The sequence below is a fragment of the Paraburkholderia panacisoli genome (genome assembly GCF_008369935.1).
GTDB lineage: Bacteria > Pseudomonadota > Gammaproteobacteria > Burkholderiales > Burkholderiaceae > Paraburkholderia > Paraburkholderia panacisoli.
In genome coordinates this window covers 147,622-163,658 of record NZ_VTUZ01000001.1, presented here as the reverse complement: position 1 = coordinate 163,658, position 16,037 = coordinate 147,622, and the positions used below count along the sequence as shown (strand labels likewise).

11 protein-coding genes are annotated in these 16,037 nt (G+C 63.9%); 2 read left to right on the top strand and 9 right to left on the bottom strand.

Going from position 1 to position 16,037, the window contains the following annotated elements; translation table 11 throughout:
• Positions 1 to 219: 219 nt before the first annotated feature.
• A complete protein-coding gene (gene leuA / locus FVF58_RS00705) occupies positions 220 to 1,938 on the top strand; it encodes a 2-isopropylmalate synthase (protein WP_149668035.1) in 1,719 nt (572 codons plus the stop codon).
• A gap of 86 nt (positions 1,939 to 2,024) precedes the next feature.
• On the opposite strand, the gene FVF58_RS00700 is transcribed toward leuA, so the two are convergent.
• The 6 genes from FVF58_RS00700 to FVF58_RS00675 all read right to left on the bottom strand — a co-directional run bounded on the left by FVF58_RS00700 (position 2,025) and on the right by FVF58_RS00675 (position 10,266).
• A complete protein-coding gene (locus FVF58_RS00700) occupies positions 2,025 to 2,807 on the bottom strand; it encodes an amino acid ABC transporter substrate-binding protein (RefSeq protein WP_149668034.1) in 783 nt (260 codons plus the stop codon).
• Positions 2,808 to 2,944: 137 nt separating this feature from the next.
• Positions 2,945 to 4,396, bottom strand: coding sequence for a dihydropyrimidinase (gene hydA, locus FVF58_RS00695; RefSeq protein WP_149668033.1), 1,452 nt, complete (start codon positions 4,394 to 4,396; stop codon positions 2,945 to 2,947).
• A gap of 53 nt (positions 4,397 to 4,449) precedes the next feature.
• Complete coding sequence (locus FVF58_RS00690) at positions 4,450 to 5,961, bottom strand: NCS1 family nucleobase:cation symporter-1 (RefSeq protein WP_149668032.1); 1,512 nt, start codon at positions 5,959 to 5,961, stop codon at positions 4,450 to 4,452.
• A gap of 113 nt (positions 5,962 to 6,074) precedes the next feature.
• Positions 6,075 to 7,430: an NAD-dependent dihydropyrimidine dehydrogenase subunit PreA gene (gene preA / locus FVF58_RS00685; protein WP_149668031.1), complete on the bottom strand. Its 1,356-nt coding sequence runs from the start codon at positions 7,428 to 7,430 to the stop codon at positions 6,075 to 6,077.
• A gap of 60 nt (positions 7,431 to 7,490) precedes the next feature.
• Positions 7,491 to 8,840 carry an NAD(P)-dependent oxidoreductase gene (locus FVF58_RS00680; protein WP_149668030.1) on the bottom strand — a complete coding sequence of 450 codons (1,350 nt, stop codon included), beginning with the start codon at positions 8,838 to 8,840 and terminating at the stop codon, positions 7,491 to 7,493.
• 118 nt (positions 8,841 to 8,958) lie between these two features.
• On the bottom strand, positions 8,959 to 10,266 hold the full coding sequence (locus FVF58_RS00675; RefSeq protein ID WP_149668029.1) for a Zn-dependent hydrolase: 1,308 nt from the start codon (positions 10,264 to 10,266) through the stop codon (positions 8,959 to 8,961).
• A 301-nt stretch (positions 10,267 to 10,567) separates the two neighbouring features.
• Here FVF58_RS00675 and FVF58_RS00670 point away from each other — a divergent pair, with 301 nt between their 5' ends.
• Complete coding sequence (locus FVF58_RS00670; RefSeq protein WP_188130672.1) at positions 10,568 to 11,320, top strand: TetR/AcrR family transcriptional regulator; 753 nt, start codon at positions 10,568 to 10,570, stop codon at positions 11,318 to 11,320.
• Positions 11,321 to 11,410: 90 nt separating this feature from the next.
• On the opposite strand, the gene boxA is transcribed toward FVF58_RS00670, so the two are convergent.
• From boxA to boxC, 3 genes are all read right to left on the bottom strand, one after another.
• Positions 11,411 to 12,652, bottom strand: coding sequence for a benzoyl-CoA 2,3-epoxidase subunit BoxA (boxA, locus tag FVF58_RS00665; RefSeq protein ID WP_149668027.1), 1,242 nt, complete (start codon positions 12,650 to 12,652; stop codon positions 11,411 to 11,413).
• A gap of 55 nt (positions 12,653 to 12,707) precedes the next feature.
• A complete protein-coding gene (boxB, locus tag FVF58_RS00660; RefSeq protein WP_149668026.1) occupies positions 12,708 to 14,135 on the bottom strand; it encodes a benzoyl-CoA 2,3-epoxidase subunit BoxB in 1,428 nt (475 codons plus the stop codon).
• Positions 14,136 to 14,272: 137 nt separating this feature from the next.
• The gene (gene boxC, locus FVF58_RS00655) at positions 14,273 to 15,943 is read right to left on the bottom strand and encodes a 2,3-epoxybenzoyl-CoA dihydrolase (protein WP_149668025.1); all 1,671 of its coding nucleotides are present in this window, start codon (positions 15,941 to 15,943) and stop codon (positions 14,273 to 14,275) included.
• Between the last annotated feature and the right edge of the window lie 94 nt (positions 15,944 to 16,037).

The window sequence follows — 16,037 nt, the reverse complement described above, 5'->3', positions numbered from 1 at the left end:
CCCATTGCGCACTATGTACCGCGCCCAGACCACCCTATCGCTACTACTAGCCCGCTCTACCGGGCTAGGTCTGCTGCTGCGCGCTTCCACCTGATACACCGAAGCATCGCTTGATTCCCCAGTAACTGACCCAGCCCCGGTTTCCGACCGGCGGCCCTGTATCGCTTTTCGTCGTCCGGTCGACTCCCAGCCTTCTGGTCTCCACCTCGGATGATGAAAATGTTGAAAAAACCCGCTACCAAATACCGTTCGTTCAAGCCCATCAACTTGACGGACCGCCAGTGGCCGTCGCGCACCATCACGCGCGCGCCGATCTGGATGAGCACCGACCTGCGCGACGGCAACCAGGCGCTGTTCGAGCCGATGAACGCGCAGCGCAAGATGCGCATGTTCAAGACGCTGGTGCAGATCGGTTTCAAGGAAATCGAAGTGGCGTTTCCGTCGGCGTCGCAAACCGATTTCAATTTCGTCCGTGAGCTGATTGAAGGCGGCCATATCCCCGACGACGTGACGATCGAAGTGTTGACGCAAGCCCGCGACGATCTGATCGAACGCACTTTCGAATCGTTGCGCGGCGCACCGCGCGCGATCGTCCACCTGTACAACGCGACCGCGCCGGAATTCCGCAAGATCGTCTTCGGTCTGGAAAAGAGCGGCGTCAAGGAACTCGCGCAAAAGGCCGCCCGCACGATGAAGCGTCTCGCCGACGCCACGCCGCAAACGCACTTCACGCTGCAATACAGCCCGGAAGTGTTCAGCGGCACCGAACTCGAATTTGCAAAGGAAGTCTGCGACGCGGTGTTCGACATCTGGGAACCGACGCCCGAGCACAAGGCGATCGTCAATTTGCCGGCCACCGTCGAAATGGCCACGCCGAACGTCTACGCGGACCAGATCGAATGGATGCACCGCAATCTCGCGCGCCGCGACTCGCTGATCGTGTCGGTGCACCCGCATAACGACCGCGGCACCGCGGTCGCCGCCGCGGAACTCGCGGTGATGGCCGGCGCGGATCGCGTCGAAGGCTGCCTGTTCGGCAATGGTGAGCGCACCGGCAACGTCGACCTGGTCACGCTTGCATTGAATCTGTACACGCAGGGCGTCGATCCCGAACTGGATTTCTCGAACATCAACGAAGTCGCGCGCACCGCCGAGGAATGCACGCAGTTGCCGGTGCATCCGCGTCATCCGTATGTCGGCGATCTGGTGTTCACCGCGTTCTCCGGCTCGCATCAGGATGCGATCAAGAAGGGCTTCGCCGTGCAGAAGCCGGACGCGATCTGGGAAGTGCCGTACATGCCGATCGACCCGAGCGATCTCGGCCGCACCTACGATTCGGTGATCCGCGTGAACAGCCAGTCGGGCAAAGGCGGCATCGCCTATCTGCTCGAACAGGGCTACGGGGTCGCGCTGCCGCGCCGCCTGCAAGTCGATTTCAGCTCGGCCGTGCAGCGCTATACCGACGACAGCGGCCAGGAAGTCACGCCCACGCAGATCTGGGAATTGTTCCAGCACGAATACGTGCGGACCGTCGAACCGATTCATTACATCGGCCATAGCCTCGCCGAGCGTGAAGGGCGCGAACATATCAGGCTCACGGTCGACATCAACGGCACGCGGCGCGTGCTGAGCGGCGCCGGTAATGGTCCGCTCGACGCGTTGATGCACGCGATCGGCGCGCCGGTGCGGATTCAGCACTATGAAGAGCGCGCGCTGACCCAAGGGGCGGATGCGCGCGCGATAGCGGTCGCCGAAATGGCCGGCGCCGATGTGGCCGGCAGTGCGTTCGGCGTCGGCATCGACGCGAATCTGGTGACGGCTTCGATTCGCGCGGTGATCAGCGGTGTGAATCGCGCGTATGCCCGCGCCAGTGCGCAAGCGCAGGAACGCTTCTTCGACGCCGCGTTGAACGACGCGACGGAGGATGTGGCGGTTTGAGGTTCGAGCGTGCTGTAGTCGCCTGACGTGTGCGAGGGGGCGCTTAAGCGCCCCCTCTTCATTTTGTGCGCCGCTTTGCGCAACGCTTACTGAAACACGTCCTTGCCGAAATACTTCTGCGAAATTCTCGCGTAAGTACCGTCTTTCCTGAGTTCCGCAATCGCCTCGTTAAGCGCGGCGCGCAACTTCGGGCTGCCTTTGCGGATCAGCACCGCGGATTTGTCGCTGCTGTCCGGCGAGGTGTCGATCGCGACGACCTTCACCTTCGCATCCGGCGTGTGCTTTTTCAGGTCGAGGAACGACAGCGAGTCATTGACCGTGGCATCGACGCGCCCCGCTGTCAGCAGTTCGATCGACTCGTTGAAGCCCTGCGCCGGGATCACTTGCGCGCCGTGCGCGGCCGCGATCCTGCCCAGGTTGCTGGTCAGCGTATTGGCCGACTTCCTGCCCTTCAGGTCGTCGAAACTCCTGATCGTGGTGTTGTCCGCCGCGACGATCAGCACCGCGTGCGACGTGATGTACGGATCGGAATAGTCGTATTTGAGCTTGCGCGCGTCGGTGACGGCTATTTCGTTGATCACTGCGTCGTAGCGGTTCACATCGAGACCGGCGATCAGCGCGTCCCATTTGCTTTCGATGAATCGCGGCTTGACGCGCAGGCGCTGCGCGATCGCCGTGCCGAGCTCCACGTCGAAGCCGGTCAGCCGGCCCGCCTCGTCGTGATAGGTGAACGGCGCATAGCTGCCTTCGGTGCCGATGCGCAGCACGCCGGCGGATCTGATTTGCGCGAGTGCGTCGCCGGCGAATGCCGGGCTCGCCGTCACCGCCGGCCACAGCGCGATCAGCAGAATGGAACGAATCGACTTCATCACGGCGCTCCGTCAGGTTGGCTACGTCGGCGGCTGAGTCTCGTGTTGGGCTGTTCCCGCCGGCGCTCGCGCCCGGCTGCGTGGGCGCACTGTAGCAAACCGTCCGTCTTTTTTCAAAGTCTGCCGCGCAACCGCGCCTAGCGCTCCACCGGATGCGGCTCCTTACGTTTGTTAGCGACGCGTACCGCATCGAAGTATGCGGAATTCGGCGGCCGCTTCAGGTAGCGTCCCGCGCCGCGCACCGCGCGCAATTCACCGTCGGTCCATGCGAGCGCGCCGCGCGTGAGCGTATGCATCGCGACGCCCTGCACCGTCATCCCTTCGAACACATTGAAGTCGACCTTCTGATGATGCGTGTTCACGGAAATCGTTTTACTCGCGTTCGGGTCCCACACCACGAGGTCGGCATCCGCGCCGACACGCACCGCGCCTTTACGCGGATACAGGTTGAAAATCTGCGCGGCATTGGTCGATGTAATGCGCACGAATTCATTCGGCGTGAGACGCCCCGAGTTCACGCCGTGATGCCAGAGCACCGCCATGCGATCCTCGACACCGCCGCAGCCGTTCGGAATCTTCGTGAAGTCCTCGCGGCCCATCGCCTTCTGCGACGCGCAGAACACGCAGTGATCGGTCGCCGTGGTGTGCAGCTGGCCCGCCTGCAAGCCGCGCCACAATGCCTCGCGATGTTCGGCCGAGCGAAACGGCGGGCTCATCACGTGCGCGGCCGCGCGGGTCCAGTCGGGATCGCGGTACACGGCTTCGTCGATCACCAGATGGCCCGGCAACACTTCACCGAACACGCGCAAGCCCTCGCTGCGTGCGCGCGCGATCGCATCGACCGCGTCTTTCGCCGATACGTGCACGATGTACACCGGCACACCCAGCACCTGCGCGATGCGGATCGCGCGGTTGGCCGCTTCGCCTTCCACTTCGGGCGGCCGCGACAACGGATGCGCCTCCGGTCCCTTGAAGCCTTTGGCCAGCAACTGGCGCTGCAGCTGGAACACCAGCTCGCCGTTTTCCGCATGCACGGTGGGCAGCGCGCCGAGTTCGAGCGAGCGCGAGAAGCTGTTCACCAGCACTTCGTCGTCGGCCATGATCGCGTTCTTGTAGGCCATGAAGTGCTTGAAGCTCGACACGCCGTGTTCATGCACGAGCGTGCCCATGTCGCGATAGACCGACTCGTCCCACCACGTCACCGCAACGTGAAAGCCATAGTCCGCCGACGCCTTCTCCGCCCAGCCGCGCCATTGGTTGAACGCTTCCATCAGCGGTTGCTTCGGACTCGGAATCACGAAGTCGATGATGCTGGTTGTGCCGCCCGCTAAACCCGCCGCCGTGCCCGTATAGAAATCGTCGCTCGCGGTGGTGCCCATGAACGGCAACTCCATGTGCGTGTGCGGATCGATGCCGCCGGGCATCACGTACTGCCCGCCCGCATCGACGATCGTCGCGCCCGCCGGCGCCTCCAGGTCCGCGCCGATCTGCAGGATCGTGCCGCCGTCCTGCGGGTCCGCACACAACACGTCCGCACGATACGTGTTCTCCGCGTCGATAATCGTGCCGCCGCGAATCAGGGTCGTCATGTTGCCGCCTCCTTATGAACTGCTGGTTTCGATGTTGCGTACGTCATCCGTACTCAGGCGCTCGCCACGCGCGCGCTCGGTCCCTTGCTAAACTTCATCCACGCGCTGTATACGACCGACGCCAACGCGAGTCCGACAAACCACGCATACGTGTAGAGCATATTGAAGATCGCCGGCACGTTCGGAAACGACGCCGGAAACGCGGTATGCAAAAAGCCCGGCAGATTCGGCAGCACGCCGACGATCAATGCGACCACCGCGCCGATGTTCCAGCCGCCGGTGTAGCTGTATTCGCCCTGCTCGTCGAACAGTTCGCGCGTGTCGAGCCGGGTGCCGCGAATCAGGAAGTAGTCGACCATCAGGATGCCGGCCACCGGACCGAGCAACGCCGAGTAGCCGACCAGCCACGTGAAGATATAGCCTTGCGTGGTCGCGAGAATCTTCCAAGGCATCATCACGATCGCGATGGTCGCGGTAATCATGCCGCCCACACGATACGAAATGCCTTTCGGCCACAGGCTCGAAAAGTCGTACGCTGGGCCGACGAGATTCGCCGCGAGATTGCACGACATCGTGTCGAGCGTCAGGATGATCAGCGCGACGCCGACGCCGATGCCGGTCATGCGACTCGCCAAGTCGATCGGGTCCCAGATCGCCTTGCCGTAGATCACCACGGTCGCCGACGTCACCACCACCGAAATCACCGAGAGCAAGGCCATCGGCACCGGCAGGCCGATCGACTGGCCGATGATCTGATCGCGCTGCGTTTTCGCGAAGCGCGTGAAGTCGGGGATATTCAGCGCGAGCGTCGCCCAGAAACCGACCATCGCCGTGAGGCTCGGCCAGAACGTCACCCACAACATGCCCTCTTTCTTGCCGCCCGGCACGAATTGCGAAGGCGCCGACAACATCGAGCCGAGGCCGCCCGCCTTCGAGGTCGCCCACCACACGAGCGCGACGCACATCACGATCTTGATCGGCGCGGACCAGCTTTCGAGCCGGCGGATCGCCTCAGTGCCGTGCACGATGAAGTAGATCTGCAGCGCCCAGAAGACGAGGAAACACGCGAGCTGCGCGAGCGAGATGTCGAGAAACGGCAACGCCTCGCCGTGCAGCGCATTGCCGGTGAGAATGTTCAGCAGCGTATAGATCGCGCTGCCGCCGAGCCAGGTCTGAATCCCGTACCAGCCGCACGCGACGATCGCCCGTAGCAAGGCCGGCAGTTTCGCGCCGCGCGTGCCGAACGACGAGCGCACCAGCACCGCATACGGAATGCCGTGCTTCGCGCCCGCGTGACCGATCAGCAGCATCGGCACCAGCACGATCAGGTTGCCGAGCAGCACGGTGGCGACCGCCTGCCACGGCGACATGCCCTGCTCCGTCAAGCCGGCGGCGAGCATGTACGACGCGATGTTCATCACCATCCCCACCCACAGCGCGGCGAAGTGATACCACCGCCAGGTGCGCTGCGCGGGACCGGTCGGCGCAAGGTCGTCGTTGTAAAGACCGCTGCCCTGCGCGCCGGCCGCGAACTGCGGATCGACGGAATGCGCTGTCTGCTTCATCGAAAGATCTCCACTGAATCGTTGAGGCCCTTGCGGCTTCTGCTGGCGCATCGGGCCTTTGGGGAAAGACAGGTTCAGTACGGGCGCTGCGTTGTTACCGGTGCTTCATGGGGTCAGGCTGCCTTGGCCGCGTGAGCGGGCGTGGGCGCATCTAAATGCGCTGCGGCTTCAGCGGTTTCGGCCGTCTCTGCCCGCGCGCTTTCGGCCACGTCCACCCGCGCCGGATTGTTCGGATGCGTGGTCCAGTTCGCGTACTCGCCGCTATCCACGCGCTCCATCGTGATGCACTGCTCGACCGGGCACACATGCATGCACAGATTGCAGCCGACACATTCGGAGTCCATCACTTCAAAATGCCGGACGCCATCTTTTTCTTTCATGATCGCCTGATGGGCCGTGTCTTCGCAGGCGATATGGCAGAGCCCGCATTGAATGCACTTGTCCTGATCGATGCGCGCCTTGATGTCGTACTTGAGATTCAGGTACTTCCAGTCGGTGACGTTGGGCACCGCGCGGCCGCGAATGTCGTCGAGCGTCGCGTAGCCTTTTTCGTCCATCCAGTTCGACAGGCCATCGGCGAGATCGTCGACGATACGGAAGCCGTAGTGCATCGCGGCCGTGCACACCTGCACGCTGCCCGCGCCGAGCACGATGAACTCGGCGGCGTCACGCCACGTCGAAATACCGCCGATGCCGGAGATCGGCAGATTCGGCGTCTCTACATCGCGCGCGATTTCCGCGACCATGTTCAGCGCGATCGGCTTCACCGCCGGCCCGCAGTAGCCGCCGTGCGTGCCCTTGCCGTCGACCATCGGCAGCGGCGACATCGCGTCGAGATCGACCGCGACGATCGAGTTGATCGTGTTGATCAGCGACACGCCGTCCGCGCCGCCTTTATAGGCCGCGCGCGAGCCCAGGCGAATGTCGCTGATGTTCGGCGTGAGCTTCACGAGACATGGCAGCTTCGTGCCTTCCTTGACCCAGCGCGTGACCATCTCGACATACTCGGGTACCTGGCCCACCGCCGCGCCCATGCCGCGCTCGCTCATGCCATGCGGACAACCGAAATTCAATTCGACCGCATCGGCGCCGGTGTCTTCGACGAGCGGCAGGATCCACTTCCAGTCGCGCTCGTTGCACGGCACCATCAGCGACACGATCATCGCGCGCTCGGGCCAGTCGCGTTTGACTTGCGCGATCTCGCGCAGGTTGACGTCGAGCGGACGGTCGGTAATCAGCTCGATGTTGTTCAGGCCCGCGATGCGCTGGCCGTTCCATTGCACCGCGCCGTAGCGCGAGCTGACGTTCACCACATGCGGGTCGAGGCCGAGCGTCTTCCACACCACGCCGCCCCAGCCCGCTTCGAATGCGCGGTTCACGTTGTAGGCTTTGTCGGTCGGCGGCGCGGAAGCGAGCCAGAAGGGATTCGGCGAAGTGATGCCGGCAATCGTACAGCGCAGATCGGCCATGTTCGGCTCCTTGGGGACTGCTATGTTTTGTCTGGTTGGTCAGGCGTGAATCGAGCGGTGCTACGCGGCCTTGACTGCCGTGCGGGCGAACTGCGCGTCGATCGCGGCGGCGGCCACCTTGCCGTCCTGCACCGCCTGCACTGTCAGGTCGATACCGCCGGTCGCGGCACAATCGCCGCCCGCCCATACGCCGGCCAGAGAGGTCTGCCCGTTCGCATCGACCGCGATACGGCTGCCGTCGAGCGTCAACAACTCGCGCTCGACACTGACCGCGACCAGCGTTTGCCCGATCGCCTTGAGCACCATGTCGGCTTCGACCACGAAGCGTTCCTTTGCACCGTCGCGCGCCGTGCGCTCGAACTCGACACCGGTGACCACGCCGTGCGCGCCGAGCAAACGCATGGGACTCGCATGCGTGACGAGCGTGACGCCGCACGTCTGCGCGAAGTCGCGTTCGGCCCAGGTCGCGCTCATCGACTCGACGCCGCGCCGGTACACCATCGTCACCGAGGTCGCGCCGAGCTTGCGGCTTTGCACGGCGGCGTCCACCGCCGTATTGCCGCCGCCGATCACGACGACGCGGCGGCCCACCGGCACCGTGCCGAGGTCGCTCGCACTGCGAATCTGTTCGATGAAGTCCACCGCGTTCATCACGCCGCTCAGGTCCTCGCCGTCCATGGCGAGCGCGCGCACGCCGGTCAGGCCGATCGCGAGGAACACCGCGTCGTGCTGCTGGCGCAACGCGGCGAGCTGGACATCGCGTCCGAGCGCGACGCCATGCCTGATCTCGATGCCGCCGACTGAGCACAACCATGCCACTTCACGCTGCGCAAAATCGTCGACGGTCTTGTACGCGGCGATCCCGTATTCGTTCAGGCCGCCGGCCTTTTCGTGGGCGTCGTAGATCGTCACGCGATGGCCCGCGAGCGCCAGCCGATGCGCGCACGCGAGACCCGCCGGCCCCGCGCCGACCACCGCGACATGCCGCCCGGTTTCAGCGGGCCGCTTGAAGAGCGGCTCACCGCTCGCCATCGCCCGATCCGTTGCATGCCGCTGCAACGCGCCGATCGCCACCGGCTTCGCATCCTGATGGTTACGCACGCACGCGCCTTCGCACAGAATCTCGGTCGGGCAAACGCGCGCGCACATGCCGCCAAGCGGATTGGCCGACAGAATGTCCACCGCCGCGCCCTTCAGATTGCCGTTGCTGATCTTGCGAATGAAACTGGGAATGTCGATCCGCGTCGGACACGCATTCACGCACGGCGCGTCGTAGCAGTAGTGGCAGCGGCTCGCCGCCGCGGCCGCCGCGCTCGCGTCGAGCAAGGGCGCGATGTCGGAGAACTCGCAGGAGAGCTGCTCGGGCGACAGGCGCTGGGCCGCAATGTCGCCGGTTTGCTTGATGGCCATACACGTTCCTTCTTCGATGTGAGGACGTAGCCGTACCTGCCGGCTGCGCGCAAGCGCAGCCGGGACGGCATGTTTTATGGGCACTACGGGTAAAACGACTAAAGCGATGGCCTGGGCGTCATGAAACCGGCTCGCACGCTCGCTCCAGCATCGCGTGCAGCAGCACGTTGGCGCCCGCCTCGATCCATTCGAGAGTGGCGTCCTCGATTTCGTTATGGCTGATCCCGTCGACGCACGGCACGAACACCATCGAAGTCGGCGCGACTTGCGACAGATAACAAGCGTCGTGGCCCGCACCGGACACCATGTCGCGATGCGAATAGCCGAAGCGCTCCGCGGCCGCGCGCACGGACTTCACGCAGGCGGCGTCGAAAGCGACCGGCGCGTAGTAAAAGATCTGTTCGAGTTCGGTTTCAAGCCCGATGCCATCCGCGATGGCGGCCACGCCCTTGCGCAACGCGGCATCCATTTTCGCGAGCACCGCGTCATCGGGATGACGGAAGTCGACCGTGAAGAACACGCGGCCTGGAATCACGTTGCGCGAGTTCGGATGGACTTGCATCATGCCGACCGTCGCGCAGCCGAACGGCGCGTTATCGAGCCCGATGCGATTGACCAGGTCGACCACGCGCGCGGCGCCGAGCAACGCGTCGCGCCGGCGCGGCATCGGCGTCGGGCCCGCGTGCGCTTCCTGGCCGGTCAGCGTGATCTCGTACCAGCGCTGACCTTGCGCATCGGTCACGACGCCGATGGTTTTCTGCTCCGCTTCGAGGATCGGCCCCTGTTCGATGTGCAGTTCGAACGCCGCATGCAACGGCCGGCCGCCGCACGGCACATCGCCCGCATAGCCGATGCGCCGCAGTTCTTCGCCGATGGTCTTGCCGTCCACGTCCTTGCGCGACAGGCCGTAGTCCAGCGTGAACACGCCGGCGAACACGCCTGAGGCGACCATCGCCGGCGCGAAGCGCGAGCCTTCCTCGTTGGTCCAGATCACCACCTCGACCGGGTGCTCGGTCTCGATGCCGTGATCGTTCAGACTCCGAATCACTTCGAGACCGCCCAGCACGCCGTAGATGCCGTCGAAGCGCCCGCCGGTCGGCTGCGAGTCCGCATGCGAACCGGTCATCACCGGCAGCGCGGCAGGGTTGCGCCCGGCGCGGCGCATGAAGACGTTGCCCATCTGATCGACCGTGACTGTGCAGCCGGCTTCCTTCGCCCAACCGACGATCAGATCGCGCCCCGCTTTGTCGAGGTCGGTGAGCGCGAGGCGGCAGACGCCGCCTTTGGGCGTCGCGCCGATTTTCGCCATCGTCATCAGGCTGTCCCACAGGCGCTTGCCGTCGACCTTGATCGAGGTCGTGAGTTCTGCGTCCCCCAAGGGGGCTTTCTTCTGAACCTGCTTCAGTGCTTCGGATACCGCGCTCATTCGTCTCGCTCCTTTCGGTGAACCGACATGAAACTGGTGCATCGTCGGCGGGTTTTGGGGCGTGCCCGCACGGCGGCGGTGCACGTTCGATGCGCCGGGTCGCCTCTCAAACAGAGGGCTAACCCTGGTCATCGCCCGCTCTATCAATCCTGTCCAGTTGGACAGGTTGTAGACGATTACGCCCGCCAAATCAACACCTTTCGTTCGGTGACAAACAGAGCGAGAAGCGTGCCATTGCACTGCAGCACGGCTGAATCGCGCAAAAAAAATGCGCGTGTGGACACCGCATCAACCGACTAGAATGAAGCGCGACGCGGCACACATGCCGCCGAAGGCGAACATGAGAGACGACGACGTGGCGGCCAGCATCACGGAAAACAACGAAACGCGTGCGCCTTTGCGGCGGCGCAAGGCGCACATTCGCGAGTCGAACGAAGCGCATCTGCTGGCGTGCGCCGAGGCGGTTTTCGCCGAACGCGGACTCGACGGCGCGAGCACCGCGATGATCGCGGAGCGTGCAGGCTTACCGAAAGCCAACGTGCACTACTACTTCCCGACCAAGCTCGCGCTATACCGGCGTGTGCTCGAAGACCTGTTCGAAGACTGGCACAAAGCGGCCGACACGTTCGAATGCAGCGACGACCCGGTCGAGGCGATCGGCGGGTACGTGCGCGCGAAAATGGAGTTGTCGCGCCGCCGGCCGCTCGGCTCGAAGGTGTGGGCGAGCGAGATCATCCACGGCGCGGAGCACATGGAAGACATTCTCAAGGGGCGCGTGAAGCCGTGGCTCGACAGCCGGGTCAAAGTAATCGACGAGTGGATTGCGCGCGGCCTGCTCGCGCCGGTGAACGCGCAGACCTTGATGTACATGATCTGGGCCACCACCCAGCATTACGCCGACTTCGACGCGCAGATTCGCGCGCTTAAAGGCAAGCGCGCGTTGACGCAGAAAGCGTTCGACGCAACCACCGAGGAAGTGGTGCAACTGGTGATCCGCGCCTGCGGAGCGGTGTCGCCGTCGCAGCACGAGGACGGGTCCGATCCGTCACGATGAAACACGAACGAAGGCCCCGCGAATCTTGCCGACTCGCGGGGCCTTCATTGAGGGTCTCGTCATATCGACGCGTTGTGAAAGCGTGGCGCTTCAGTACGTCTCCAGATGCAGCCGCCCTTCCCGCTTCAGTTTCGCCCACAGCGCTTCCCAATCCATCTGATGCTGCTCGCCGATCTCCTTGAGCGCTTGCAGCACACCGTCTTCCATGCCCTTCAAGCCGCACACGTAGATGTGCGTATTGTCGTCCCTGAGCATGTTCGCGACATCAACCGCGCGCTCGCGCATCGCGTCCTGCACGTAGCGTTTCGCCTGACCCGGCGTGCGTGAAAAGGCCAGATTCGTGTCGATGAAATCCTTCGGCAGATTCGTGAGCGGCCCGAAGTACGGCAACTCTTCCTTGGTCCGTGCGCCGAAGAACAGCATCAGCTTGCCGGTCGCGCCTTTCAGACGCCTGCGCCGGCGATACTCGGTCATCGCGCGCATCGGCGCGGAGCCAGTGCCCGTGCAGATCATCAACAGATGCGAGTTCGGATGATTCGGCATCAGGAAGGTGCTGCCAAACGGGCCGATCACGTTGACCACGTCGCCCTTCTTCAGATCGCACAGATAGTTCGAGCAGACGCCGTCGATCGCGTCGCCATGTTGCTCGGACACGCGCTTGACCGTCAGCGACACGTTGTTGTAACCGGGCCGCTCGCCGTCGCGCGGACTCGCCACCGAATACTGGCGCGCGTGATGGGCGCGGCCATCGGCGCTCGCGCCGGGCGGCAGAATGCCGATCGACTGTCCTTCCAGAACCGGAAACGGCATCGAGCCGAAATCGAGCACGATGTGATGAATGTCGCTGTCGGTCGTGCTGTCGGTGAGCCGGTAGTTGCCGACCACCGCCGCGGTGGTCGGCGCCTTGTGCGTGTAGAGATTGACGTAAGGCTTCGCGGCCGACCACGGCGGCACGACCGAGCCGCGCACCGTGTCCACTTCGATTCCGCTCGCCTCCGCGGCCGTGTCGCCTGACGCGCCGCCGCCCGGCGACTCATCCGCGGCGGCCACCGCCATGGTGTTCTGCTCCGGCAGCACGTCCCATGTGAACTGTTCTTCGATCGGATACGCGTCGGCCTTCAGCACGGTGCGCCAGTTGTCGATCGCGCCGGTCGGGCACGGCGGCACGCACGCCATGCAGCCGTTGCAGATGTCCGCCTTGACCACATAGTTGTTGTCGTCGTGCGTGATCGCATCGACCGGGCAAGTCTCTTCGCAGGTATTGCAGCGAATGCAGATTTCCGGATCGATCAGATGCTGCCTCAGAACTTCGATCGATACTGGGCCGTTCATCACTTCCTCCACCATGGTGCTGCGGCGCGTCGCGTGCTACGCGCCTGCCGCGCGTTCAGTTAAAGCGCACGTATTCGAAATCGATCGGCTGACGGTTCACGCCCATCGCGGGCGGCGCAATCCAGTTCGCGAACTTGCCGGCTTCGGTGACGCGGCCCATCAGCGACGCGACGAATGCGCGGTCTTCCGGCGACGCGAGCCACTTCGCCTCGTTGGCGGCCCATTCGGTTTCGCTGATCACGCGGCCATCGGGCGACACGCGGGTGCCCGCGAAAGTGCCGATCTGCCGGTTGAACGCTTTATGCGGCACCGTCATGCGGAAGTCGATGCCGGCCTTTTCGAGCACCTTGTTCCAGCGACCCACGCCCGCCACCGAATCCTTGATGTAGTCGTCGCGCAGTACTTCGTTCATCGCGTTGAGCATCGGCACTTCGCGCTCGACCAGCTTGCCGTCCTGCACGTCGAGCAGCTTGTAGCTCTGGCCGTTCAGCTGATGATCGTCGGCGCGCTTGTTCTCTTCGTAGCGGCCCTTCAGGCCCGAGCTATAGAAGGTCGCCGCGTTCGACGAATGATCGGCGCCGAACAGGTCGATCGTCACGGAGTAATGGAAGTTCAGATAGCGCTGGATGGTCGGCAGATCGATCACGCCGGCCGCGCGAATCTTCGCGACATCGTCGGTGCCGAGTTCGTTCATCACCTGGGCGGTGCGCTGGATCACGCGCGACACGCCCGATTCGCCGACGAACATGTGATGCGCTTCCTCGGTCAGCATGAACTTGGTGGTGCGCGCAAGCGGATCGAAGCCCGACTCGGCGAGCGCCGATAACTGGAACTTGCCGTCGCGGTCGGTGAAGTACGTGAACATGTAGAACGCGAGCCAGTCCGGCGTTTTCTCGTTGAACGCGCCAAGAATGCGCGGATTGTCTTCGTCGCCCGAGCGGCGGCCGAGCAATGCTTCGGCTTCCTCACGGCCGTCGCGGCCGAAGAAGCGGTGCAGCAGATAGACCATCGCCCACAGGTGGCGGCCCTCTTCGACATTGACCTGGAACAGGTTGCGCAGGTCGTACATGGACGGCGCGGTCAGCCCGAGGTGACGTTGCTGCTCGACCGACGCCGGTTCCGTGTCCCCTTGCGTGACGATGATGCGGCGCAGGTTCGCGCGATGCTCGCCGGGCACGTCCTGCCATGCCGCCTCGCCCTTGTGCTCGCCGAAGTGGATCTTGCGGTCCTGCTCGCCGGGCGTGAGGAAAATCCCCCAGCGATACTCCGGCATCTTCACGTAGTCGAAGTGCGCCCAGCCGCCCGCATCGACGCTCACCGCCGTGCGCAGATAAACGTCGTAGCCGTGCGAGCCTTCCGGGCCCATATCGCCCCACCACGACAGAAAATTCGGCTGCCATTGTTCGAGCGCGCGTTGCAGCGTGCGGTCGTCGGCTAGGTTGACGTTGTTCGGAATCTTTTCGCTGTAGTTGATCGTTGACATGGTCGGTTCCCTGTTCGGAAGCTGCAATGCTGACGGTGAGAGGCGCGTATCGGGTGGTGGCGTTGCGTCAGGTTGCGTTGCTGGCGTGAAGTGGGCGCTGCATGTGGCTCATCTTCATGCGCGGGTTCAAGTGAACATCAAACGCGCGAGACGTCGAATTGCGCCTTGCTGCCCTTGCCGTACACCTTGAGCGCACCCTTCTCGCCCACTGCGTTCGGCCGGTTGAAAATCCAGTTCTGCCACGCGGTAAGACGGCCGAAGATGCGCGTCTCCATCGTTTCCGGGCCGTTGAAGCGCAGATTCGCTTCGAGGCCGGTCAGCGCATCCGGCGACATCGCGGCGCGTTCCTCGAGCGCGATGCGGATTTCGTCGGCCCAGTCGATATCGTCGGGCGACGCGGTCACGAGGCCGAGGCGCTCGGCTTCAACCGGCCTGACGGGCTGGCCGATTCGCGAGCGCGCGGCGTCGAGCGGTTCTGCCTCTTCATAGAAGCGCCGGGCGAGCCGCGACTGCTGCGTGACCATCGGATAGAGACCGAAGTTGACTTCCGACAGTGTGACGGCCGGCTCCTCGTCCTCGTTGTCCGGCAACGCGGCCATGTAAGTGCGGTCGGCGGCGAAAGCGAGTTCCGCGAAGGTGCCGGCGAAACACGAGCCCGGCTCGATCAGCGCGAACAGCGAGCGCGACGACACGTCGATGCGCGCGAGGGTGCGGCGCAACAGCCCGATGGTCTCGCGTACGAACCAGTGGTCCTTGTACTGCAGCAGCGTGGCGTCGGCGGCGAGCAGCATGCGGGCGTCGCCTTCGGTCTTGAAGACCCAGGTGCCGATTTCCAGTTCGTTGGTGCGCATCGACAGGATCGCGTCGTCGAGTTCGCGGGCGAATTGCAGCGGCCACCAGTTCACGCCCGCCGCGACGATCGCGTCGATCTGCGTGGGCGCTTCGGTGCGCGGGGCTTTGGTGGTGAACGTGGCGATGCGCTTCGCGCGATCGATCGTCACGTCGAGTGTCGGGTAGGTGAGCCCGTCTGCGCGATCGGTGCGTTCGATACGCGCGAGCACCACGCCTTGCGCGTTATCCGGGCGGTCGCTTTGCGCGGCGAGTTCCAACGCGCGCGCCTGGATCGCCTGATTGAACTGGTTCGGCTTCACGACTTCATCGACCAGACGCCATGCCTTCGCGCGCTCGCCGCGCACGCCTTCGACCACCGTGCAGAAGATATCGGCGCGATCGTGGCGCACCTTGCGCTTGTCCGTGACGCGCGTCAGTCCGCCGGTACCCGGCAGCACGCCGAGCAGCGGCACTTCGGGCAGCGACACCGACGACGAGCGGTCGTCGATCAGATAGATTTCGTCGCAGGCCAGCGCGAGTTCATAGCCGCCGCCCGCGCAGGCGCCGTTCACCGCCGCGAGAAACTTCAGACCTGAGTGACGCGATGAATCTTCCAGACCGTTGCGCGTTTCGTTGGTGAACTTGCAGAAGTTGACCTTCCACGCATGCGTGGACAGACCTAGCATGAAGATATTGGCGCCCGAGCAGAACACGCGGTCCTTGAGGCTGGTCAGCACGACGGTCTTGACTTCCGGATGTTCGAAGCGGATGCGTTGTATCGCGTCGTGCAGTTCGATGTCGACGCCCAGATCGTATGAATTCAGCTTCAGCTTGTAGCCGTCGCGGATGCCGCCGTCTTCGGCGATGTCGATCCCGAGCGTCGCGACGGGACCGTTGAAGCTCAGCTTCCAGTGCTTGTATTGCGAGGGATCGGTGCGGTAGTCGACCGGCGCGACGGCGGTTTCTGCTGCGGACATGGGGCGTCTCCTGACTGGACGGTGCAAATCTGTTTTTTTGAACAATAGTGCACTGTAAACCCCGTGTAAAGCACTTTAATGCATGTTCGTTAGT